Annotated in this window: 22 protein-coding genes; 5 read left to right on the top strand and 17 right to left on the bottom strand. The window is 73.5% G+C overall.

Going from position 1 to position 22651, the window contains the following annotated elements:
- Window positions 1-102: 102 nt before the first annotated feature.
- Together ACFY3N_RS21245 and ACFY3N_RS21250 are read right to left on the bottom strand one after the other, a co-directional pair.
- Window positions 103-282, bottom strand: a complete 180-nt coding sequence (locus tag ACFY3N_RS21245; protein ID WP_390818240.1) for a hypothetical protein — start codon at window positions 280-282, stop codon at window positions 103-105.
- 197 nt (window positions 283-479) lie between these two features.
- On the bottom strand, window positions 480-755 hold the full coding sequence (locus ACFY3N_RS21250; protein WP_390818241.1) for a hypothetical protein: 276 nt from the start codon (window positions 753-755) through the stop codon (window positions 480-482).
- Window positions 756-950: 195 nt separating this feature from the next.
- Between ACFY3N_RS21250 and ACFY3N_RS21255 the strand changes: the two genes are divergently transcribed.
- Window positions 951-2234: a serine/threonine-protein kinase gene (locus ACFY3N_RS21255; protein WP_390818242.1), complete on the top strand. Its 1284-nt coding sequence runs from the start codon at window positions 951-953 to the stop codon at window positions 2232-2234.
- A 115-nt stretch (window positions 2235-2349) separates the two neighbouring features.
- Here ACFY3N_RS21255 and ACFY3N_RS21260 read toward each other — a convergent pair whose 3' ends face one another.
- The 9 genes from ACFY3N_RS21260 to ACFY3N_RS21300 all read right to left on the bottom strand — a co-directional run bounded on the left by ACFY3N_RS21260 (window position 2350) and on the right by ACFY3N_RS21300 (window position 14628).
- Window positions 2350-3168, bottom strand: coding sequence for a TrmH family RNA methyltransferase (locus tag ACFY3N_RS21260; RefSeq protein ID WP_390818243.1), 819 nt, complete (start codon window positions 3166-3168; stop codon window positions 2350-2352).
- Between the two features lies 1 nt (window position 3169).
- Window positions 3170-4402, bottom strand: coding sequence for a uroporphyrinogen-III C-methyltransferase (gene cobA, locus ACFY3N_RS21265; protein WP_390818244.1), 1233 nt, complete (start codon window positions 4400-4402; stop codon window positions 3170-3172).
- A gap of 237 nt (window positions 4403-4639) precedes the next feature.
- Window positions 4640-8437, bottom strand: a complete 3798-nt coding sequence (cobT, locus tag ACFY3N_RS21270) for a nicotinate-nucleotide--dimethylbenzimidazole phosphoribosyltransferase (protein ID WP_390818245.1) — start codon at window positions 8435-8437, stop codon at window positions 4640-4642.
- 369 nt (window positions 8438-8806) lie between these two features.
- A complete protein-coding gene (cbiE, locus tag ACFY3N_RS21275) occupies window positions 8807-10018 on the bottom strand; it encodes a precorrin-6y C5,15-methyltransferase (decarboxylating) subunit CbiE (protein ID WP_390818246.1) in 1212 nt (403 codons plus the stop codon).
- Between the two features lie 116 nt (window positions 10019-10134).
- Window positions 10135-10773, bottom strand: a complete 639-nt coding sequence (locus ACFY3N_RS21280; protein WP_390818247.1) for a GNAT family N-acetyltransferase — start codon at window positions 10771-10773, stop codon at window positions 10135-10137.
- Window positions 10774-10904: 131 nt separating this feature from the next.
- Complete coding sequence (locus ACFY3N_RS21285) at window positions 10905-11732, bottom strand: MetQ/NlpA family ABC transporter substrate-binding protein (protein WP_390818248.1); 828 nt, start codon at window positions 11730-11732, stop codon at window positions 10905-10907.
- 65 nt (window positions 11733-11797) lie between these two features.
- The gene (locus ACFY3N_RS21290) at window positions 11798-12535 is read right to left on the bottom strand and encodes a methionine ABC transporter permease (RefSeq protein WP_390818249.1); all 738 of its coding nucleotides are present in this window, start codon (window positions 12533-12535) and stop codon (window positions 11798-11800) included.
- The gene (locus tag ACFY3N_RS21295) at window positions 12532-13569 is read right to left on the bottom strand and encodes a methionine ABC transporter ATP-binding protein (RefSeq protein ID WP_390818250.1); all 1038 of its coding nucleotides are present in this window, start codon (window positions 13567-13569) and stop codon (window positions 12532-12534) included. The genes ACFY3N_RS21290 and ACFY3N_RS21295 overlap by 4 nt, the downstream gene beginning before the upstream one ends.
- Before the next feature lie 408 nt (window positions 13570-13977).
- A complete protein-coding gene (locus tag ACFY3N_RS21300; protein ID WP_390818251.1) occupies window positions 13978-14628 on the bottom strand; it encodes an HAD family hydrolase in 651 nt (216 codons plus the stop codon).
- A 63-nt stretch (window positions 14629-14691) separates the two neighbouring features.
- Here ACFY3N_RS21300 and ACFY3N_RS21305 point away from each other — a divergent pair, with 63 nt between their 5' ends.
- Genes ACFY3N_RS21305 through ACFY3N_RS21315 form a run of 3 tightly spaced genes read left to right on the top strand, consistent with a single transcriptional unit; the run spans window position 14692 to window position 15854 of the window.
- Window positions 14692-15048 carry a hypothetical protein gene (locus ACFY3N_RS21305; protein ID WP_390818252.1) on the top strand — a complete coding sequence of 119 codons (357 nt, stop codon included), beginning with the start codon at window positions 14692-14694 and terminating at the stop codon, window positions 15046-15048.
- Between the two features lie 13 nt (window positions 15049-15061).
- Complete coding sequence (locus ACFY3N_RS21310) at window positions 15062-15421, top strand: hypothetical protein (RefSeq protein WP_390818253.1); 360 nt, start codon at window positions 15062-15064, stop codon at window positions 15419-15421.
- A 1-nt stretch (window position 15422) separates the two neighbouring features.
- Window positions 15423-15854, top strand: a complete 432-nt coding sequence (locus tag ACFY3N_RS21315) for a hypothetical protein (protein WP_390818254.1) — start codon at window positions 15423-15425, stop codon at window positions 15852-15854.
- On the opposite strand, the gene ACFY3N_RS21320 is transcribed toward ACFY3N_RS21315, so the two are convergent.
- From ACFY3N_RS21320 to ACFY3N_RS21330, 3 genes are all read right to left on the bottom strand, one after another.
- On the bottom strand, window positions 15855-16352 hold the full coding sequence (locus tag ACFY3N_RS21320; protein ID WP_390818255.1) for a GNAT family N-acetyltransferase: 498 nt from the start codon (window positions 16350-16352) through the stop codon (window positions 15855-15857).
- Window positions 16353-16409: 57 nt separating this feature from the next.
- The gene (locus ACFY3N_RS21325) at window positions 16410-16922 is read right to left on the bottom strand and encodes a sigma-70 family RNA polymerase sigma factor (RefSeq protein WP_390818256.1); all 513 of its coding nucleotides are present in this window, start codon (window positions 16920-16922) and stop codon (window positions 16410-16412) included.
- Window positions 16923-16997: 75 nt separating this feature from the next.
- Window positions 16998-18167 (bottom strand): glycerophosphodiester phosphodiesterase, encoded by a 1170-nt coding sequence (locus tag ACFY3N_RS21330; protein WP_390818257.1) that lies wholly within the window; start codon window positions 18165-18167, stop codon window positions 16998-17000.
- Window positions 18168-18584: 417 nt separating this feature from the next.
- On the opposite strand from ACFY3N_RS21330, the gene ACFY3N_RS21335 reads away from it, so the two are divergent.
- Window positions 18585-19256: a lysophospholipid acyltransferase family protein gene (locus tag ACFY3N_RS21335; protein ID WP_390818259.1), complete on the top strand. Its 672-nt coding sequence runs from the start codon at window positions 18585-18587 to the stop codon at window positions 19254-19256.
- 156 nt (window positions 19257-19412) lie between these two features.
- On the opposite strand, the gene ACFY3N_RS21340 is transcribed toward ACFY3N_RS21335, so the two are convergent.
- The 3 genes from ACFY3N_RS21340 to ACFY3N_RS21350 form a co-directional block, all read right to left on the bottom strand.
- Window positions 19413-20936, bottom strand: a complete 1524-nt coding sequence (locus ACFY3N_RS21340) for an MFS transporter (RefSeq protein ID WP_390818260.1) — start codon at window positions 20934-20936, stop codon at window positions 19413-19415.
- Window positions 20933-21502: a TetR/AcrR family transcriptional regulator gene (locus ACFY3N_RS21345; RefSeq protein WP_390818261.1), complete on the bottom strand. Its 570-nt coding sequence runs from the start codon at window positions 21500-21502 to the stop codon at window positions 20933-20935. Before ACFY3N_RS21345 ends, ACFY3N_RS21340 begins: the two co-directional genes overlap by 4 nt.
- A gap of 86 nt (window positions 21503-21588) precedes the next feature.
- Window positions 21589-22560: an aldo/keto reductase gene (locus tag ACFY3N_RS21350; protein WP_390818262.1), complete on the bottom strand. Its 972-nt coding sequence runs from the start codon at window positions 22558-22560 to the stop codon at window positions 21589-21591.
- Window positions 22561-22651 lie beyond the last annotated feature (91 nt).

Genomic DNA, 22651 nt, shown 5'->3' on the forward strand with positions numbered 1-22651 from the left:
CAGCTGCGCCGGCATTTTGCCGTCCGCCGCACCCCCGTCCCCACGGGGTTTCATGGGTGGATGTCCCCGCCCGGACCGCTCTTCCGGGCCTGGGGTCGCTGTTCAGCGCCCCAGCATCTCGCCCACGGACGACGCCTGTGCGGCCACCGTCTCCCACCCGTCGAAGACGAGGAGGAGCAGGACCGCCAGGGGAAGGGCCATCAGCGTCGCCACCAGCGGATGGCGACGCCCCTCGCCGTTCTCCCGCGTGCGGACCAGTGTCCGCGGTGCCGTGTACGCCATGGTCCCTCTCCTGACCGTTTCTGTTGTCGTTGGCAGCGGCGGGCGTCTGACCTCGGGGGACGAGTGCTGCACCCGCCGCTTGACCTCAAATCTAGGCGCCCGTCCCTCCCCCGGCGTCATGCCCTCGTACCGATTGCCGGGCCTCCCGGAGGATGAGCCCCTCCCCGCGGTGTACTCCCCTGGGTGGAGACGGGGCGCTACGCCTCAGGGACATCCCCGAAGGGCCGCCCGCTCCGTCCCGCTTTCTCCGAGCCGTCCTCCCGCGGCACCGGCTGCTCCACCAGCGCGAGCACCCGGTTCGCCATGAACCGGGCCGTCCGCACCACGGCCCCGGTTCGGGTGACTTCGCTCACTTCCACCACCCCCCGCCGCACAGCCGTCTCCACCCGGCGCCCCGCCCTGCTCGCCACCACCTCGTACGTGCGCGTCGTGTCCCCCGCGTCCACGACGATCTCCACGCGGTCACCCTTCATGCGATCAATCCCCCTTCGCCGTCGGGTGGTTGGGATCGCCAGCCGCGCGAACCAGGCCTGCCCGCACGCTCCCCGACCACCCTTCAAGTCTCCCACCAGGCACTGACAATCCACCGCTTCGAGAGGGCGCGGCCTCTGCGCACGGACGGCCGTGGAAACGTAAGCTGTGGCACGTCACAGGACCGGGCAGCGGGGATGAACATGGCGATGATGCGCCTGAGGCGCGAGGACCCGCGCGTCGTCGGCTCTTTCAGGCTCCACCGACGACTCGGCGCGGGCGGGATGGGCGTGGTCTACCTGGGCTCCGACAAGAAGGGGCAGCGGGTCGCGCTGAAGGTCATCCGGCCCGACCTGGCCGAGGACCAGGAGTTCCGCTCGCGGTTCGCGCGCGAGGTCTCGGCGGCCCGCCGCATCCGCGGCGGCTGCACGGCCCGGCTGGTGGCCGCGGACCTCGACGCGGACCGTCCCTGGTTCGCCACGCAGTACGTGCCGGGACCCTCGCTGCACGACAAGGTCGCCGACGAGGGGCCGCTCGGCGCGGCCGACGTCGCCGCCGTCGGCGCGGCCCTCTCCGAGGGGCTGGTCGCCGTGCACGAGGCCGGTGTGGTGCACCGGGACCTCAAGCCGTCCAACATCCTGCTGTCCCCGAAGGGTCCGCGGATCATCGACTTCGGCATCGCGTGGGCGACCGGCGCGTCGACGCTCACGCACGTCGGCACGGCGGTCGGCTCGCCCGGTTTCCTCGCTCCGGAGCAGGTGCGCGGTGCGGCCGTCACCCCGGCCACGGACGTGTTCTCGCTGGGTGCCACGCTCGCGTACGCGTCGATGGGCGACTCGCCCTTCGGGCACGGCAGTTCCGAGGTGATGCTGTACCGCGTGGTGCACGAGGAGGCCCAGCTGCACGGCGTCCCGGACGCCCTGGCCCCCCTCGTCCGCGCGTGCCTGGCGAAGGACCCCGAGGAGCGGCCCAGCACGCTCCAACTGTCGTTGCGGCTCAAGGAGATCGCCGCGCGGGAGGCCCAGGGCCTCGCCGATGTGCGTCCGCCGGCCCCGCGCGCCGCCGAGACGGAGCGGCCCACCGGACGGCTCGCGGACACCTACCCGGACCGGGCGCGGCGCCGGCAGGGCGGTCAGGGAACCCCGCCGCCGCGCGGACGCGGCCCCGCACCCAGGAACAGCGGTCCGTCCTCCGGGCGGAACAACCGGAGCGTGCCCCCTTCGCGGGGCGGCGGCTCCTCGCGCGACGGCTCCCCGCGCGGAGGCACCCCGTCCCGGTCCGGTTCGCGCCCCACGCCGGCGTCCCGGAACACCACGCGGTCCGGCACCGGCGCCCGTCGTCCGGGACCCCGGACGACCGGGACCGGCCTGCGGCCGGCCAATCCGCGGCTGCTCAGACAGCGGCTGTTCGTGTTCGTCGTCGTGACGCTGCTGGTGGCGCTGGGCATCGCGCTGGTGCAGGGCTGCCAGGGCCCCGGCTAGGAACTCGACGGTACGGAGGGTGCCAGGGTCCCGGCCGGGCACTCGACGGTACGAGGGGCTGCCAGGGCCCCGGCCGGGCACTCGACGGCCACGGCGGCCGACGGCGACCGGGCCGCTACTCCCGCGGACGCCCCGTGGCCACCGCGTAGAAGGCGACCGCCGCGGCGGCTCCCACGTTGAGGGAGTCGACGCCGTGCGACATCGGGATGCGGACCCAGGTGTCGGCGGCGGCCAGGGCTCGGTCGGACAGACCGGTCCCCTCCGCGCCCAGCATCAGGGCCACCCTGTCCATACGGTGCGGCGCCACCTCGTCCAGGGGCAGGGCCTTCTCGTCCGGGGTGAGGGCGAGCAGCCCGAACCCGGCCCCGCGCACCGTGTCCAGTCCCTGGGGCCAGGTGTCGACACGGGCGTACGGCACGGAGAAGACCGCGCCCATGGAGACCTTGACGCTGCGGCGGTAGAGGGGGTCGGCGCAGTCCGGGGAGAGCAGGACGGCGTCCATGCCGAGGGCCGCCGCGGAGCGGAAGATCGCGCCGATGTTGGTGTGGTCGTTGACCGACTCCATGACGACGACGCGGCGGGCGGTCCGGAGCACGTCGGCCGCCGTGGGCAGCGGTGTGCGCTGCATCGAGGCGAGCGCGCCGCGGTGCACGTGGTAGCCGGTGACCTGTTCGGCGAGCGCGGGGTCGACGACGTACACCGGCGCGGTGGTCCGGTCGATGACGTCGCGCATGACGTCGACCCACTTCGCGGACAGCAGCATCGACCGCATCGCGTAGCCCGCCTCCCCGGCGCGCCTGATGACCTTCTCGCCCTCGGCGATGAACAGGCCCTCGGCGGGTTCGCGGCGGCGGCGCAGTTCCACGTCGGTCAGGCCGGTGTAGTCGTGCAGCCGCGGGTCGCCGGGATCGTCGACGGTGACGGGTTCGGCCATGTCACGCCGTCCCGCGCGGGCCCACGGCGACGACCTCGCCGATGACGATGACGGCCGGCGGCCTGACCTCCTGGGCGACGACCGTTTCGGCGACCGTGGCGAGGGTGGCGTCGACCCGGCGCTGGGCGGCCGTGGTGCCCTCCTGGACGAGGGCGACCGGGGTCTCGGGGGACTTGCCGTTCGCCACCAGGGTCTCGGCTATCCGGCCGATCTTGTCGACGCCCATGAGGACGACGAGGGTGCCGGTCAGCTTGGCCAGGGACGGCCAGTCGACCAGGGAGCGCTCGTCGTCGGGGGCGACATGGCCGCTGACCACGGTGAACTCGTGCGCCACACCGCGGTGGGTGACGGGGATGCCGGCCGCGCCCGGGACCGAGATGGAGCTGGAGATGCCGGGGACGACGGTGCAGGGGATGCCCGCTTCGGCGAGCGCGTGGAGTTCCTCCATGCCGCGGCCGAAGACGTACGGGTCGCCGCCCTTGAGCCGGACCACCGACTTGCCCTGCTTGGCGTGCTCGATCAGCGCGTTGTTGATGGCCTCCTGGGCCATGAAACGGCCGTAGGGGATCTTCGCCGCGTCGATCACCTCGACGTGCGGCGGGAGTTCGGCGAGCAGGTCGCGCGGGCCGAGCCGGTCGGCGATGACGACGTCGGCCTCGGCGAGCAGGCGGCGGCCGCGCACGGTGATCAGGTCCGGGTCTCCGGGGCCGCCGCCGACGAGGGCGACGCCCGGGGTGCGGGTGCGGTGGTGCGGGGCGACCAGGGTGCCGTCGCGCAGGCCCTCGACCACGGCGTCGCGGATGGCGGCGGTGCGGCGGGGGTCGCGGCCGCGCGCCTCCGTCGTGAGGACGGCCACCGTGACGCCCTCGCTGGAGCCCGTGGCCGGGGTCCACGCCGTCGCCGCGTCGGCGTCGTCCGAGCGGACGCACCAGACGCGGTTCGCTTCCGCCTCGGCGGAGGCACGGGTGTTCGCCCCGGGGTCGCTGGTGGCGATGAGGGCGTACCAGGCGGTCGCGAGGTCGCCCTCGGCGTAGGGGCGCCGGTGCCAGGTGATCTCGCCGGCGTCCGCCATGGCCTCCACGGAGGGGGTGGCCTCGGGGGACACGAGGTGGACGTCGGCGCCGGCGGCGATCAGGGCGGGGAGGCGGCGCTGGGCGACCTGGCCGCCGCCGAGGACGACGACCCGGCGGCCGGTGAGGCGGAGGCCTACGGGGTAGGCGGGGTGTTCGGCCATCAGGTGAGGCTCCTCGGACAAGCGGTGGGTCAGCGGGCACGCTGCGGCTTCGGAGCGGGCCTGACGTGGGGATTTTAAGCACGCGTCCGGTGGGGGCCCAGGCGGGCGGGGTGTGTTTTCCCCGGCCCGCCCCTTCCCGGAACCGGGGGCGCTGCCCCCGGCCCCGCACGTGCGGGTGGGTGGACGGCTGTGCCCACCCGTTCCGCCCTGCGGAACGATGGCCCACAGCCGTCCGGGCTACTTCTCGGTCACCCCTGCCGAATCGAAGGTCGCCACCTCGTGCATGGCCCGGGCCGTGCTCTGCACGAGAGGGAGCGCCAGCAGCGCGCCCGTGCCTTCGCCGAGGCGGAGGTCGAGGTCGACCAGGGGGCGCAGGCCCAGTTTGTTGAGGGCGGCGACGTGGCCGGGTTCGGCGCTGCGGTGACCCGCGATGCAGGCCGCCAGCACCTCGGGGGCGATGGCCCGGGCCACCAGGGCGGCGGCACCGGCGCTGACGCCGTCCAGGATCACCGGCGTGCGCAGCGACGCGCCGCCGAGGAGCAGGCCGACCATGGCCGCGTGCTCGAAGCCGCCGACCGCGGCCAGGACTCCGACGGGGTCGGCCGGGTCCGGCTGGTGGAGTTCGAGGGCGCGGCGGACGACCTCGGTCTTGCGGGCGAGGGTCTCGTCGTTGATGCCGGTGCCGCGGCCGGTGACCTCCGCCGGGTCGGCGCCGGTGAAGACGGAGATGAGGGCGGCGGACGCGGTGGTGTTCGCGATGCCCATCTCACCGGTGAGGAGGGCCTTGTTGCCGGCCGCGACCAGGTCGCGGGCGGTCTCGATGCCGACCTCGATGGCCTTCTTGGCCTCCTCGCGGGTCATCGCGGGCCCGGCGGTCATGTCGGACGTACCGGCGCGGATCTTGCGCGGCAGCAGACCGGGGGTGGCCGGGAGGTCGGAGGAGACGCCCACGTCGACGACGCAGACCTCGGCGCCGACCTGGGCGGCGAAGGCGTTGCAGACCGCTCCCCCGCCGAGGAAGTTGGCCACCATCTGGGCGGTGACTTCCTGGGGCCAGGGGGTGACGCCCTGGGCGTGCACCCCGTGGTCGCCCGCGAAGATCGCGACGGCCGCGGGCTCCGGGACGGGCGGCGGGCACTGGCGGGACAGGCCGGACAACTGGGCGGAGATGATCTCCAGCATGCCGAGCGCCCCGGCCGGCTTGGTCATGCGCTTCTGGCGCTCCCACGCCTCGCCGAGCGCCTTGGCGTCCAGCGGGCGGATCTGAGCGACGGTTTCGGCGAGCAGGTCGTGGGGGTCCTCTCCGGGCAGGGCGCGACGGCCGTACGTCTCCTCGTGCACGACCCAGGACAGCGGCCGGCGCTTGGACCAGCCGGCCTGCATCAGCTCGGGCTCGTCCGGGAACTCGTCGACGTACCCGACGCACAGGTAGGCGACGACCTCGAGGTGCTCGGGGAGCCCCAGCGCACGGACCATCTCGCGCTCGTCGAAGAAGCTGACCCAGCCGACGCCGAGGCCCTCGGCGCGGGCGGCGAGCCAGAGGTTCTCGACCGCGAGCGCGGAGGAGTACGGCGCCATCTGCGGCTGGGTGTGCCGGCCGAGGGTGTGCCGGCCGCCGCGGGTGGGGTCGGCGGTGACGACGATGTTCACGGGCGTGTCGAGGATGGCCTCGATCTTCAGTTCCTTGAACTGCTTGGCCCGGCCCTTGGGCAGCGACCGGGCGTAGGCGTCGCGCTGGCGCATGGCCAGTTCGTGCATGCCGCGCCGGGTCTCGGCGGAGCGGATGACGACGAAGTCCCAGGGCTGCGAGTGGCCGACGGAGGGCGCGGTGTGGGCGGCCTCCAGGACGCGGAGCAGCACCTCGTGCGGGATGGGGTCGCTGCGGAAGCCGTTGCGGATGTCCCGGCGTTCGCGCATGACCTTCAGTACGGCCTCGCGCTCGACGTCGTCGTAGCCGGGGGCGGCCGGACCGGTGGGCCGCGCGGCTTCCGTCTCCGCGCCGGCGCCCCGGGTGTCGAGGTCGTCCGGGTCCTGCGCGGGTTCGGCGTCCGCCTCGCGGGGTTCCCCGGCCGGGACGGCCACGCCCTGGGGCGGGGCCGGCACGGACTGCGGGGCGGTGGGCACGGAGCCGTCCACGGGGACGGACTCCCCCACGGGCCGGACCTGCCCGGGCTCCGGGTGGGTGGCGGGAGGCTGCTGGGAACCCTGGACCGGGGCCACGCCGGGTTCGGAGGCTGCCGTGTCGGTCACGGGAGCGGCGTCGGCCGCCTCGTCGGCGGCACGGGGCGCCTCCGGGCCGGCGGCGGCCGGGGCCTCGGGCACGGGGGCCTCCGCGAGGGCGTCGCCGCCCGTCGTCCCGGAAGCGGGGACAGCGGTTCCGGCCGCGGGGCCGTCCGCCTCGGCGGCGGGAGTACCGGGGAGTACGGCGGTGCCGTCGCCCGGCGCGGCGGCGTCCGGGGAGGCCTCGGGCATCCGGACGTGCTCCGGAGCGAGAGCCTCCGCACCCGACACCGGAACGGTCTCGGCAACCCCCGTGCCGACCACCTCGCCGGCCTGCGGCTCGACGGCCTGCGCCGCAGCGGCGTCGGCATCCGGTGCCCGGACCGCCTGGGACGCCTCGGGCCCCTGCGGGGACTCCGCCGCGGCGGGCTCCGGGCCGGACGGCTGGACAGCCGGCGGAGCCCCGGCCTCCTGGGCGTGTTCCGGAGCGGCGGCCACCGCACCCGGCGCCTGGGCGTCCTGCGACGCCTCCGCCGCGGGGACCTGCGCCGGCACGGCGGCCTCCGTGCCCGCCGCCTCGCCGGCCTGCGGTGCGTCGGGGTCGGGAGCCGGTACCTGAGCGCCGTGGGAGGCATCCGCCCCCGGGGCGTGCTCGGCAACGGCGGCCTGCGGTGCCTCGGGCAGCTGAGCGGGGTCCGGCAGGACGGCCGACGCGGCCGGCCCGGCGACCGGTGCCTGACCGGCCTGCGGCACCTCGGCCGGCCGGACGTACTCCGGCTCGGCGGGCGGAACTTCGGCGACCGGCACCTCGGCGGGCGGCACCTCGGCGGGCGGCACCTCGGCGGGCGGCACCTCGACGGCCGGCACCTCGACGGCCGGCACCTCGACGGCCGGCACCTCGACGGCCGGCACCTCGGCGACCGGCACCTCGGCGACCGGCACCTCGGCGACCGGAACTTCGACGGCCGGGGACGCCCCCGGCTCCTGGACGTGCTCCGGAGCAGTGGACCCTGCGGGCGGTGCGAGCCCGGGTCCGGGCACCTGGGCCGCCTCGGCGGTCTGCGGCGAACCGGCCCCCTGCGCGGGCCCGGCGGCGGACGTGCCGGGCAGGCCGTGATCCACGGCCGGGACCGGTACGGACCCCTGTTCCCCGCCCCCGGCCGAAACGTTCGGCGCGGCCTCGGCCTCACCGGGGACCGCGCCCGCGGCGCCCCCCGCCTCCGTGGCGACGCGGGTCACGACCGCCTGGGCCGCGCCCACCTGCCCCGGAACCGGAACAACCGTTTCCGCGGCCACCGCCCCCACGCCCACCGTGGGCTGCGCGCCCCAGGGCGCCGCGGGCTGCGGTGCCGCCGCTTCGCGCGCGTGCGGAACGTCGAGGTACTCGGGGCCGAGGGACGGCGGACCCGCCTGGCGGGCCGGCACGTCGGCGGGACCGCGGTCGGCGAGGGAGCGCACCGGGCCGGCGTTGACGTTGGGGATGGGCGGACCGAGGTGCAGCGGGCGGCGCGGCGCGGGCGGTGCCGGCTGCGGCGGCTCGGGGAGCCGGACGCCGCCGAGGTCGACCGAGCCGGTGTCGCGGCCGGCCGTCTCGTGCGGGCCCGGCTGGTGCACGGTCTCGACGACCGGCTCCGGCACGGGCGGGGCGATCTCGTTGCCCCAGGCGCTCTGGGCGCCGGGCAGCAACAGGTCCTCTTCCTCGGCGGGACTGTCGGAGAGGTAGGCGTACGCGTCGGGCGCGGGGACGCCCGGCTGCTCCACCATGCCTGCGTTCTCCGGCAGTCCCTCGCCCGGGACCTGGCCGGTGTCGGTCATGCGTACCCCTCGCCCATCGGTTAGTGCTCCTACGACCAGCTCACCCGGAACGGCGCACCGACCGCCCCACACTGAAGAACGAGCGTGCGTCCCCAGCGGCACGAACGGCCCGTCCGAAAAAGGCGACAAAGCCCTTCACCGTCATTCTCGCGGCCGCACGGCCGTCGCGTCAGCTCGATCGGCGACGGTTCCGCTGTGGACTGCGCCACGTTGCGCGTCCTCCGGTTCCCGTCGTACCGCGCCCCACCCCGAAACGGGCACGGTTCGGGGACATCGGCCGACGGAGCGCCGGGCGTCCGGGTGCGGTACAACGATCGGCCAGCCTACCCCCCACGGTCGGACAATCCGATCACGGGGACGGCAATCGGATCAGTCGCCGCGCGCGGGCAGCACCCCGCTGAGCAGGAACGCGACGCTCCGTTCCTTCTCCGTCCAGGCCCTCGTGTCGAGTTCGACGGACTGCAGCAGGGCGCACTCGACCCGGTAGCCGTGCTCGGCCAGGTTCCGGCCGATGAGTTCGGCCCCGTCGCGGGTGGCGGCGTGCGTGACGATGCGCTGCGGACGACGGTCGGCGACCGCGGAGACGACGCCCGCTCCCCCGCCTCCGACCCGGACGACGTCCGGCTCGGGGAGGTCCTCCAGGACGTGCGGGGCGGTGCCGTGCACGATCTGGAGCTGGACCCCGTACCGGCGGGCGGTGGAATCGGTGCGGGCGCAGGCGCGCGGGTCGCTGTCGACGGCGATGACCGCGGCACCCGCGCGGGCCGCCTCGGTGGCGAAGGCACCGCTTCCGCAGCCGATGTCCCAGACCAGGTCGCCGACCCGCGGTCCGAGCCGGGCGAGCTGGGAGACGCGCAGCGGTTCCCGCTCGCCCTCGCCGAGGTCGCCGCCGTACTCCCCGGCGGGCAGTGACCAGCCGCGGGGGCCGGTGGAGGGGTCGCGTCCGGCGATCCAGCCGCCGGACTCACCGGCGCCGGCCCGGCCGCCGACGACGATGACGACATTGGGGTCGCGCCAGGTGTGGTCGGCGGCCTTGTCGGAGGTGACCACGCTGACCTGCTCGCGCTCGGTGCCGAGTTCCTCGCAGATGACGAAGGTGCGGTGGACCCCCTCCATGAGCAGGCCCAGCTCGGCGGGACCGGCGCCGGGTGAGGTGAGAACCGCCACCTTGGTGTGGGCCCGGCATACGTTCACCGCGCGTCGCAGGGTGCGCGGGTGTGCGACGACCACGTGGGCATCGTCCCAGGGCATTCCGGCACGGGCGAACGCGGCGGCGACGGAGGAGACACCGGGGACCACCTCGACCTCGAGGCCGAACTCGGGTGCGCGCAGGGCCCGTACGACGCCGAAGAAGCCGGGGTCGCCGTCGGCGAGGACGACCGCGGTGCCGCGGTGGGCGGCGACGCGGCGGGCGGCGAGGGCGACGGAGCCGAGCCGGACGCGCTCGGCGCCGGGGGGCACCTCGGGGAGTGCCAGATGGTGGGCGGCGCCGGCCACCAGCGTGGCGGCACCCAGCGCGGCGCGGGCCGCGTCGGTCAGCGGCGAACCGTCCCAGCCGATCACCGTGACCCGGTCGGCCATCGTCGTCAGTCTCCTGGGGTTTGCGCAGGTCGTCGTCGGCTGTCCCGCCACGGGGCGGGCTCCGTGAGACTACCCGGTGCGGCCGGGGACCGTGTCGCCGGTGCCCCGTGCGAAAGTCAGTTCCAGTCCGTGTACCGGGTGAACTCGCCGGTGTCGGTCAGCTGTCCGTCCGCGCCCTCGATGTCCTCGGGCAGCAGGCTCCACACGATGAAGTCGGTGCGCACGTCGCTCCAGCCGCCGTCCTCGGTGCGGACGTGGGCTATGCAGGCGCCCCGCAGCACGCCCTCGCTGATGCAGCCGATCTTCTGGGCGACCTGCTGCGAGGCGGTGTTGTCGGCGGCGGTGCGCAGTTCGACGCGTTCGAACTTCTGGTCGCCGAAGAGCCACTGCGCGGTGGCGAGCGCGGCCTCGGAGGCGTAGCCCTCGCCGCGCGCCCAGGGGGCGACGATGTAGGACATCTCGGTGGACCGCACGTGCCAGTTGGTCCTGGTGAGCCGGACGACGCCGACCAGGCGCTGGGTGAGGAACTCGGTGACGGCGAGGTCGAGTCCGTGTCCGGCCACGCGTTCGGCGGGGGCGTACTCGGCGATCCAGGTGCGGGCGTCCTCTTCGGTGAAGGGCCGGGGGACGTCGGTCCAGGCGGCGACCTGCTCGTCGTTCATCATCTCGGCGAGGGCGGGGACGTCGTCCGTCTCGAGGGGACGCAGCACCAACCGCTCCGTGCTGATGGAGATGTTGGGGAAGGTGCTCGTCATGCGCCGCTCCGTAACCTGAGAGACCGTCGGGTGCTGCTGAACTGCCCAGCATGCAGCATGAAAGCACCGAACCGCACCACGGGGTCCACCCCTTGTGACGGAGTGGACCCCATGGGTGGTGCGGGGCCGGATCAGAAGGAGGCGAGGACGGAACCGGCGTACTTGTCCTCGATGAACTTCTTCACCTCGGGGGAGGTGAGGAGCTTCGCGAGCTTCTTCACGCGCGGGTCGTCCTCCTGGCCCTCCTTGACGGCGAGGAGGTTGTTGTTCGGGTTGCCCTCGGCGGTCTCCAGGACGAGGGCGTCCTCGGCGGGCTTGAGGTCGGCCTCGATGGCGTAGTTGCCGTTGACCACCGCGGCGTCGACGTCGTCCAGGGAGCGCGGGGTCTGGGCCGCCTCCAGCTCCTTGAACGTGAGCTTCTTCGGGTTCTCGGTGATGTCGGCGGGGGTCGCCGCGGTGCCGACGCCGTCCTTGAGGGTGAGGAGCCCGTTGGCGGCGAGCAGCTGCAGGGCGCGGCCCTCGTTGACGGTGTCGTTGGGAAGGGCGATCGTCGCGCCGCTCTTCAGCTCGTCGGCCTTCTTCACCTTGTGGGAGTAGAGGCCGAGCGGCTCCAGGTGCACGTCGACGACGGACACGATGTGGGTGCCGTTCTTCTTGTTGAAGTCGTCGAGGTAGGGCTGGGTCTGGAAGAAGTTGGCGCCGACGGAGCCGTCCTCGGTCGCCGTGTTCGGCGTGACGTAGTCGGTGAACTCCTTGACCTCGAGGTCGAGGCCGGCCTTCTCCGCCAGGTTGTCCTTGACGAAGGTGAGGATCTCGGCGTGCGGCACGGGGCTCGCGGCGACGACCAGCGGGCCGGAGGTGTCGGAGGCGGCTTCCTTGTCCGAACCGCAGGCGGTGAGCCCGAGGGTGAGGGCTCCGGCGGCGAGGACGGCGGTGGTGATCTTGGCGGTGTTACGCACGAAAAGTGCCTTTCCTTGGGTGGTGCGGCCCCGTCTCGGGTATTACGGGGGGTCTTCGGGGGGGGTTACGCGACCTTGCTGATGTCGGCCGCGGCGGGCTTCCCGGCCTTGAGGAACCGGAGCCTGGGCGAGGGGCCGGAGCGGCCGCCGCGGCTGTGCAGGGCACGGGCCGCGTGGTCGCCGGCGAACTGGATGAGCGAGATGACCACGGCGAGGATCGCGACGGTGATCCACATCAGACCGGTCTCGAAGCGCTGGTAGCCGTAGCGGACGGCGAGGTCGCCGAGTCCGCCGCCGCCGACGGTGCCGGCCATGGCCGAGTAGCCGATGAGGGCGATGACCGTGGTGGTGGTGCTGGCGATCAGCGAGGGCAGCGCCTCGGGGACGAGGACCTTGCGGACGATCGTCCAGGTGTTGCCGCCCATGGCCTGCACGGCCTCGACCAGCCCGTGGTCGACTTCGCGCACGGCGGTTTCGACGAGACGGGCGAAGAAGGGGATGCCGCCGATGGCGAGCGGCACGATGGCGGCCTCGCTGCCGATGGTGGTGCCGGTGACCCAGCGGGTGAAGTTCATCAGGGCGACCATGAGGATGATGAACGGCAGCGAGCGGCCGATGTTCACGATCTGTCCGATGACCTTGTTCACCAGGGTGTTCTGCAGCAGTCCGCCCTTGTCGGTGAGGACGAGCAGGATGCCCAGCGGAAGGCCGCCGACGACGGCGATCAGGGTGGACCAGCCGACCATGATCAGCGTCTCGGTACAGGCCTGTTCGAGCAGCGGCTGCATCTCGGACCAGGTCACTTGGCCCCCTCCTTCACCAGCGCGGGCTGGTCCCGGTTCACGACGTCGATCTGGAGGCCCTGCTCGCGCAGGAAGCCGACGGGCACGACGTTGTCCTCGTAGCGGCCGGGCAGTTCGATGCGCATCCGGCCGACCTGGAGGCCGCCGACGGTGTCGATGGCCGCGCCGAGGATCGATATGTCGATGTTGTAGGTGCGCGAGAGCTGGGAGATGACCGGCCGGGTCGCGCTCTCGCCGTGGAAGGTGACGTCGAGGACGGTGCGGTCGTCGCCGGTGGCCTCGCCGCCGACCGGGAACAGCGCGGAGGCCAGTTCGGAGCCGGGGGTGGCGAGGAGTTCGGTGACCGTGCCGGACTCGACGATGCGGCCGTTCTCCATGAGGGCGGCCGAGTCGCAGATCGACTTCACGACGTCCATCTCGTGGGTGATGAGCAGGACGGTGAGGCCGAGCCGGCGGTTCAGGTCGCGCAGGAGGTGCAGGATCGAGCGGGTGGTCTCCGGGTCGAGGGCGCTGGTGGCCTCGTCGGAGAGCAGCACCTTGGGGTCGCCGGTGAGGGCGCGGGCGATGCCGACGCGCTGCTTCTGGCCGCCGGAGAGCTGGGCGGGGTATGCCTTGGCCTTGTCGGCGAGGCCGACCAGGTCGAGCAGTTCCAGCGCCTTGCGGGAACGTTCCTTCCCCGACTTCCCGAGGATTTCCAGCGGCAGTTCGACGTTGTCCTGCACGGTGCGCGAGGACAGCAGGTTGAAGTGCTGGAAGACCATGCCGATACGGCTGCGCGCCTGCCGCAGCTCCTTGCCGGCCCTGGGTCCGCGGCCGGCGAGCGCGGTGAGGTCCCGGCCGGCCACGGTCACGGTGCCCGAGGTCGGGCGTTCGAGCAGGTTGACGCAGCGGATGAGGGAGGACTTGCCGGCGCCGGACTGGCCGATGACGCCGTAGACCTCGCCCTCGCGGACGTGCAGGTCGACACCGTCGAGGGCGGTGACCTCGCGGCCGCGTGAGCGGTAGACCTTGGTGAGGCCCGAAGTGGTGATCACGTGGGTATCCGTCACTGTCGAGTGCGCGGCACGTCGTGGGCGCCGGGCACGGGGCATTCAGGGTCGGAAGCAGCGGGGCGGCACGGCTCTCGCGGGTGTGGCGAAGGAGTCCGTGGAGAAACGTGCGCGCGGGGCGTGGCTCGGTCGCGCCTGCGGGGCGTCCGGGCGGACGGGAGCCGGCTCTCGCTTCGGGGCGCGAGGCTCAGATGGTGCGGGGGCCCTCTAGAAGGCGCACATTCGGCACCGACACGCACAACGAGCACCGGGCGTCAGGGGCGCCTCGGTCGCAGGGCTGCGGTCGCTCGTCGTGGTCATGCGATCAGTAAAACAGACGTTTGCTCCTGACCGAACACGGCTGTCCGCATGCTGGACAGCCGTGGACGGTGGCGGGGCGGCGCCGGACGTGCGTCAGGGACGTGCGGAGATCTCCACTCCCCCGTCGGTGACCAGTGCGGACAGGGCCGAGAGGTCCTCGACGACGAGGTCGGCGGTCAGCTCGTGGGCCCGGTGGGTTGTGGCCAAGGCCACGGTGGTCATGCCGGCGGCGCGGCCGGCCTGGAGCCCGGCCGGGGCGTCCTCGAAGACGACGCAGTGCGCGGGGTCGACACCGAGGGTGCGGGCGGCGAGGAGATAGGGCTCGGGGTCGGGCTTGCCGCGGGTGATGTCGTCGGCGGCGATCAGGGTCTTGGGCAGGATGCCGACGGCCTCCAGGCGGGCCTCGGCGAGGCGCCGGGTGGCGGAGGTGACGACGGCCCAGCGCTCGGCGGGCAGCGCGGCGAGGAAATCCCTGGTCCCGGGCAGCAGGTGCACACCGCCATGGGGTACGTCCTCCACCTCCAGGTCCTCGATCCGTGCGACGGCCTCCGGCACGACGTGGGCGGGCAGCAGGTCGGCGGCTATCTCGGCGGCCGGCCGCCCGTGCAGCTCGACCCGCCCGAACTCCTCGGCCGTGATCCCGTACTCGGCGGCCCACCGCGTCCAGCAGCGGTTCACGGAGTCGAGGGAGGAGACAAGGGTTCCGTCGTTGTCGAACAGCAGGGCCTGCGCATGGATGGTCATGCCATCGACCTTACGGGCCCGCCGGACCTTGCCGGATCCCCCGGCCGTGGCGATCATCACGGCATGAGACCCGAGGTGAGCGCCTTCGTGGCGGACGGACCGCTGCCCGACCAGGAGGACGGGGAGGAAGAGGAGATCGACCGCAGGGCGCGGCAGCTCGAGGCGATGCCGCGCCCGCTGACCCTCGCCGAGGCGGAGGCCCTGGCCGGGTGCTTCGGGCCGGACGACTGCTACGGGCTCGCCTGGACGATGGCCCACCTGATCGAGACCGCCCCGGGCCCGGTGTACACGCCGGAACCGGCGCCCGAGGCGGGCGCGCACGCGCGGATCCGCAGGTGGGCGGCCGCCGCCGGGCCGGTCCCTGAGGACCCCGGGCCCGACGCCCCCGGGGGCGGGGACACCGGGGGTTCTCCGGCGTAATAAGGTCGCTGGCATGCTTGATGCCCTGACGGTGGTGACCGGTGTCGCCGCGTTGCTGCTCGGCGCCTGGTGCGGGTGGGCCGCCTATCGTGACCAGCCGACGAAGGACTGGCACTTCATCGGGATGGCCGTGGTCACGCTGCTGGCGCTGGTGCAGCTGATCGTCGGGATCGTGCAGCTGGCCCGGGGCGAGAAGCCGGAGCAGGGCACGACGGTCTTCGTGGCCTATCTGCTCGGCGCGTTCGCGTGCGTCCCGGCGGCCGGCTTCATGTCGCTGGGCGAGCGCTCCCGCTGGGGGTCGCTGACGGTCGCCGCGAGCGGTGTCGTGCTGGCCGTGCTCGAGGTGCGGCTCCATGACATCTGGGGAGGCTGAGATGGCCGCGACGCAGAACGGGCCGGACCGGACGCGGCTGATCGGCGGCCCCGGACTGCTGCTGGTGTGGCTGTACGGGGTGATGGTCGTCGGCGCGGTGTCGCGCTCCGCGTACCAGATCGCCACCGAGTTCGACCGGGCGCCGCTCGCCTACTCGCTGTCGGCGGCGGCCGGCGTGGTCTACGGCTTCATCACCTACACCCTGGTGCGCGGCGGGGAGACGGCCCGCAAGGCGGCGCTGGCGTGCTGCGCCGCCGAGCTCGTGGGCGTACTGACCGTGGGGACCTGGACGCTGGTGGAACCGTCCGCGTTCCCCGACGCCACCGTGTGGTCGGACTATGGGATGGGGTACCTCTTCATCCCGGTGCTGCTGCCCCTCACGGCCGTGTACTGGCTGCGCAGGGCACGGCCAGGGCAGCAGCGCGCGTCCTGATCAGGCGGTCGTCGCGTAGGCCTGCGCCTGCTTCTCCAGGACGATCATCGGTACGCCGTCGGCGCCCCGGGACGTGCCCACCCGCTGGTAGCCGACCTTGCTGTACAGCCGCAGGTTGCTCTCGCTGCGGTGCCCGGCGTGCAGGCGGAAGGTCCTGGCGCCGCGCTCGCCGGCCAGGGCGGCCTCCGCGGCGCGGAGGAGACGCGCACCGATGCCGTGTCCCTGGAGGCGGGGGTGGACGCAGAGCTTGCCGATCGCCGCGGCGCCCTCCTCGGTGATCCTGCCGTGCACCGAGCCGACGATCTCGTCGCCGAGGCGGGCGACGAAGACGCAGTCGGCGGCGACCTCCTCGCGGACCGAGTCGAGGGTCTGGACGAGCGGGTCGATGCGGTAGTTGCCGTAGAGCGCCGCCTCGCTCTGGAAGCACAGGTACTGCAACCTGAAGATCTGCTCCGCGTCCTGCTCGGCCGCCGCAGAGATGGTCACGCTCATGCCCATGTGCGCATGCCTCCCGCTCACCTGATCATCTGTCGTCCCCCACTCCTATCCCCGTCCTCAGCACGCCGCAACCTCCTGTGTGAGCAAACGACGCAGACATCCCAGGCATCTGGAACGTTCCGGGCCGAGACTGCCCTGTGAGATACCCAACTCCCCCGCGATCTCCCGGTATGTCGGGTCGCGCGGGGAGAGCAGCGCCTCCATCAGCTCCGGGCAGCGGCCGGGCAGCCGCCGTGCGGCGTCCCGCAGGGCGCGGCGGCGGGCGGCGGCGAGTGCGAGACCTTCGGGATCGTGGTGGCCGGCGCCGGCGGGGTCGCCGGTCAACGCCGTTTCCCGGCGGGCCCTGCGGCGGGTGCGGCGGGCCTCCGTGCGGACGGCCCGGCGGAGCCAGCCCGGGGGGTCGGGCGGCGGACCGCAGGTGTCGAGGCGTTCCAGGAGGCGGAGCCACACCGCCTGTTCCAGATCGCCCGGCTCGGTCCCGGAGCCGGGCGCCTCGGCGGCGGCCTCCGCGGTGAGCAGCGGACGCAGGGAGACGACCAGTTCGTGCGCCGTGACCGGCTCGTGTGTCATACGCGCAACGACTCGGCCGCCCCGGGCGGGGTTGCCCGGAACGGCCCGAAATCATCCCTGAAGGGGCGGAGCGGGTCAGTCGTTGACGAAGTCCTCGCGGGCCAGCAGTCCGGTGTCCGGGTGGTCGGTGAAGACACCGTCGATGCCGGTGGCGAAGTACGCCCGGTAGGCGCCGAAGACGTCGCCGTAGGCGTCGGGGTCGGTGCCCTTGCGGAAGTCGGCGGGCAGGAAGGGATTCTCGTTGCGCAGGGTGTAGGGGTGCAGGATCAGGCCCGCCCGGTGCGCGTCGCGGACCAGGGTCGTCGGCTCGGTGAGCCGGCCGGCCGCGTCGCGCGGGATGACCAGGTCGAGGGTGGGGCCGATGCCCTGGGCGTAGGAGGCGATCTCCTTCAGGCCCTCGGGGGTGATGAGGTCGGCGACGGTGCGCGGGTCGCCGGACTCGACGAAGTCCCAGGGGCGGCTGTTCGCGCCGGACAGGAGCACCACGAGCGGGTTGTCCACGAGCCGGCGCAGCCGCTGGATGCCGGTCGGCTCGAACGACTGCAGGATGACCGGCGAGTTCCGGCGGTCCTTGCCGTGGGCGCGCAGCAGCTTCGCCACCCGCTCCTCCAGGCCGAGGCCGAGGCCGCGGAAGTAGGTGGGGTGCTTGGTCTCGGGGTAGATCCAGACCTGCTTGCCGCGCTTGCGGGTCTGCTCGTCCTGCCAGCGCAGCACCTCCTCGAAGGTGGGGATCTCCCAGCGGCCGTCGTAGAGGGTGTTGTGCGGGCGGTTGGCGGGGATCCGCTCCACGGCGCGCAGTCGCTTCAGTTCGGCGAGGGTGAAGTCCTCGGTGAACCAGCCGGTGACGGAGGCGCCGTCCAGCGTCTTGGTGGTCCGGCGGCCGGCGAACTCGGGGTGGTCGGCGACGTCCGTGGTGCCGCCGATCTCCGGCTCGTGCCGGCAGACGAGGTGACCGTCCCGGGTGGGGACGAGGTCGCCGGCCTCGACGACGTCCGCGCCCATGTCGAGGGCGAGCTGGTAGGCGCCGAGGGTGTGCTCGGGCCGGTGGCCGCTGGCCCCGCGGTGACCCACGACGGTGGGGACGGGCAGGCTCTTCAGCCCCCGGCCGCCGCCGTGCCGGGCGTCGGCGGCTCTCGCGGTGCCCCCCGTTCCCAGGACCGTTCCGGACGCGCCGAGCACCGCCGCGCCGAGGAGGGCCCGCCGTCCGGTTCCGCCCGCCCGTTCGTTCGACTCCCGCGTTCCCATGAGGACCCTCTCCTGCCGTCGGCTCGTCCGGTGCGGGGCGATCGTAGGCGCGCGCGGATGACGCACGGGAGACCCCGGGCCGAACACACGGGTGACGTCGCGTGGCACACGCCCCTCATACGGATGACGTACGCCTGTCGTATTCCGGCCGGGATGTGACGGCTCGTCCGGTTGGACCGCCCGGACCGGGGCACCCGCGCCTCGTGCGGGTGCGGGCGGTTTCCGTCACCGCGTGACCGCCGTGTTGCGCGCCGGAGACGGGCGGGCCACCGCAGGTGAACCCGGGTCAAGAGTGAGTAAGACCTCGGTGAACTCCGCCGAGCCCGATGTGCGCAACCCCCCGGGCCGCGAGTAATGTCCTCACCTGCACAGACTCATACGGCATGAACCGACGTCCGTTTCCCACCGGAGGGCCCGTTGTCCCGCTTCGCGCTCATCAAGGCAGTGCTCGGTCCGATCATGCGCCTGATGTTCCGCCCACAGGTGGAGGGCGCGGAGAACATCCCGGGCGACGGTCCCGTCATCCTGGCCGGCAACCATCTGACCTTCATCGACTCGATGATCCTGCCGCTCGTCTGCGACCGTCAGGTCGTCTTCATCGGCAAGGACGAGTACGTCACCGGCAAGGGCCTCAAGGGCCGGCTGATGGCGTGGTTCTTCACCGGGGTCGGCATGATCCCGGTCGACCGCGACGGCGGCCGGGGCGGGGTGGCGGCGCTGATGACCGGGCGCCGGGTGCTGGAGGAGGGCAGGGTCTTCGGCATCTACCCGGAGGGCACCCGCTCCCCCGACGGCCGGCTGTACCGGGGCCGCACCGGCATCGCCCGGCTCACCCTGATGACCGGCGCGCCCGTCGTGCCGTTCGCCATGATCGGCACGGACAAGCTCCAGCCGGGCGGCGCGGGCCTGCCCCGGCCGGGCAAGGTGACGGTCCGTTTCGGTGCGGCGATGGAGTTCTCCCGGTACGACGGCATGGGCCGTGACCGGTACGTGCTGCGTGCGGTCACCGACTCGGTGATGACCGAGGTGATGCGGCTGTCCGGGCAGGAGTACGTCGACATGTACGCCAGCAAGGCGAAGGCGGCGTAACGCCGGACGCCGGCCGGCCCGGAACAAGGCTGGTGGGTGGCCGGAGTCGCGGATCGGATGCGGCTGGTCGCGTCCACGCGGCGGAGCCGCGCAGGGGAACGGCCCCGCGCCCCTCGGGCCGGCCGTCCAGCCGTCGGCCACCCGGCCCTCGCACTTCTAGGGCCGGTCGTCCAGGCGCTGGCCCCGGAGCATGAACCACGCCGCTGCCGCCGCCGCCAGCAGGACCGTCGCTCCGGTGCCCGCCGCCAGGGCGAGGCCGTCGACGAATGCCTGCCGGGCCGCGTCCAGCATGGGCCCGGCGGTGTGCGCGGGCAGTGCGGACGCCGCTTCCAGCGCGCCGCCCAGTGACTCGTGCGCCTCGGCCGGGGTGCCCGCCGGGCCGGTGAAGCCGCGGTAGACACCGGTGACGACGGAGCCGAGCACGGCGATGCCGAGGGCCGCGCCGAGTTCGTACGCCGTCTCGGAGACGGCGGAGGCCGCGCCCGCCTGCTCCTTGGGCACGCTGGAGAGGATCACGTCGGCGGTCACCGTGAAGGAGAAACCGGCGCCCAGGCCGACCACCAGCAGCGCCGCCCCGAGCAGGGGGTAGCCGGTGGACTGTCCGATGACCGTCAGCACGGCCAGGGCGAGACCGACGGCCGCCAGTCCCCCGGCGACGACCGAGCGCACCGAGTGGCGCCGGGCGGCCCGGCCGGCGAGCAGTCCGGCCGCCACCGCGCCGATCGCGGCGGGCAGTTCGGCCAGCCCTGCCTCCAACGGAGGCCTGCCCTGAACGAGTTGCAGGTACTGCGAGAGGAAGAACACCAGCCCGGACAGGCCGAGGATGGTCAGCAGATCGGCGAGCACGGCTCCGCTGAACCCGCGGTGGCGGAACAGCCGCATGTCCAGCAGCGGGACGGGAAGGGTGAGCTGACGGCGTACGAAGCCGTACAGGGCGGCCGCGCCCAGCAGCCCGGCGGCCGCGGCGGACCGGGTGAAGCCGTGGCTCGCGGTCTCCTTCACCGCGTACACGACGCCGACCATGCCGGCCAGGGACAGGACGACACTGGTCAGGTCCCGGGGGCCGGGGGCCGGGGTGCGGGACTCGGGGAGCAGCTTGGCGCCGACGGCCACCAGGACGGCCATCACGGGCAGGTTGATCAGGAAGACCGAGCCCCACCAGAAGTGTTCCAGGAGGAAGCCGCCGAGGACCGGTCCCACGGCGGCGCCCGCGGAGGCGGTCGCGCCCCAGATGCCGATGGCGAGGCTGCGTTCGCGCGGGTCGTGGAAGAGGTTGCGGATCAGGGCGAGGGTGGCCGGCATCAGGGTCGCGCCGGCGACACCGAGCAGGGCCCGCGCGAGGATCAGCACCTCGGGCGTGTGCGCGTAGGCGTTGAGCACGGACATCGCGCCGAACGCGGTGGCGCCGCAGAGCAGGATCCGCTTGCGGCCGATGCGGTCGCCGAGGCTGCCCATGGAGACGAGCAGACCGGCGATCACGAACGAGTAGACGTCACCGATCCACAGCAACTGGGTACCGGTGGGGGCGAGGTCCTCGCTGATGTACGGGGTGGCCAGGCCGAGGACGGTCGCGTCGACGGCCACCAGCAGCACGGCGAGCACGAGGACGGAGAGCGCGAGCCACCGGCCCGGCCGCCGCACCGTCCCGGTCGTGGTCTCCGGCCGCAGGACGCCGGTCATGATTCCTTCCTCCGCGCCGGATCCTCCGGGCGCCGTACGCCGCCGAGCAGCAGCTCGACGATCATGTGGGTGAAGTCCTTGGGGGCGACCCGGCCCTCGGCCACCGCCCAGGCGGCGGAGGCGAGCAGCCCGTAGAGCGCCTCGGTGAGCCAGGCCGGGGTGAGGTCGATGCGGAACTCCCCGCTCGCCTGGCCGCGCCGGAACAGCGCGGCGACGCGCTCGTCGATCGCGGCCCAGCCCTCGTTCTGCTCCTCGCCCTCGAACAGCTGGTTCTCGCTGTAGAGGAAGGCAAGCAGCGGGGCGTGCGGTTCGATCCCGGCGACCAGGCGGCGCACGGCGTCGGCGGCGGGTCCTTCGTCGGGCCGGGCCGCGGTCAGGGCGGCCTCGCACTCGGCGATCCCGAGCGCCTCCAGCGCCCGGACCAGGGCGTCCCGCCCGGCGAAGTGCCGGTGCAGCGTGGCGCGGCTGATCCCGGCGGCCTTGGCGACCTCGTCCATGGTCGCGGTGGATCTACGGGTCAGCAGGGCGGCGGCGCTGCGCAGTACATGGTCACGATCGACAGCCATGAGACGAACATACCCCAGATGAGACATGAGTGTCTCACCTGGGGCGTACGGGTCTCATGGCTGTCGCGTGCGGGAGGGCCGGCCGCTCAGTGCCAGGGGAGCTGCCCGCGCCGCGCCCAGTAGGCCGCCGGCTCCTCGGCCAGGACGGCGAGGCGGGACAGCTGGTCGTCGGTGAGGTCGACGACGGCGGCGTGCAGGTTGGAGGCGAGCTGGGCGGTGGTGGCCGCGCCGGAGAGGACCACTCCGGCCCACGGCTGCCGCAGGACCACCGCGAGGGCGACGGCGTCGGGGCCCAGGCCGGTCTCCTCGGCGACGGCCCGCAGCTCCTTGGGGGCGTTGGCGGCGGCGAGCCGGCCGTTGGCCATGCCCTCCTTGACGATCACGGTGAGCCCGGCGTCACGGGCCTCGGCGAGCGCGGGCCCGGCGGAGGTCTCCAGGGCGTTGTACGTCGACTGGACGGTACGGAAGAGGGGTTCGCCGTCGACCGTGACGGCGAGGGCGGCGCGGATGGCGTCGGCCTGGGCCGGGCCGCTGGTGGAGAAGCCGACGGTGAGGCCCCGGCCCGCCGCCTCCGCGAGCCGGGCGTGCAGTTCCTTGTCGGTGAGGGCGGGGCTCTCGGGGGTCACCGAGTGGATCTGGTAGAGGTCGAGCCGGTCGCCGAGCAGTTCCTCGGTCTCGACGCGCTGACGCTCGTACGCCGCGAGGGAGTGGTCCTTGACCTCGTGCCGCTCGGCGTCGGTGGACCAGTCGGCGGTGTAGGTGTAGCCCCATTTGCTGCCGATGACGACGTCGTCGACGTCGGGGCGGGCCTTCAGCCAGTCGGCGAGGAACTCCTCGGAGCGGCCGTAGGAGCGGGCGGCGTCGAAGTAGCGGACGCCCTGGGCGTAGGCGGCGTCGAGGAGTTCGCGCGTACGGGTGCGCAGCGCCTCGACGCCGCGGTCCGCTCCGAGGTCGTCGTCCCGGCCGAGGTTGATGTAGCCGGGGCGGCCGACGGCGGCGAGGCCGAGGCCGATGTGGCAGGTGGGGGTGGTCGCTGTCGCCAGCCGGGCGAAGGGCATCGCGGGCTCCGTCGGTCGGGTCCGGTGTGGTTCCCGACCAACGTAACCCGCGGTGGGCCCGGCTCCGCCCAGGAGCACGGTGCGTCCGGTC

The organism is Streptomyces sp. NPDC000348 (assembly GCF_042898795.1).
Classification (GTDB): Bacteria; Actinomycetota; Actinomycetes; order Streptomycetales; family Streptomycetaceae; genus Streptomyces.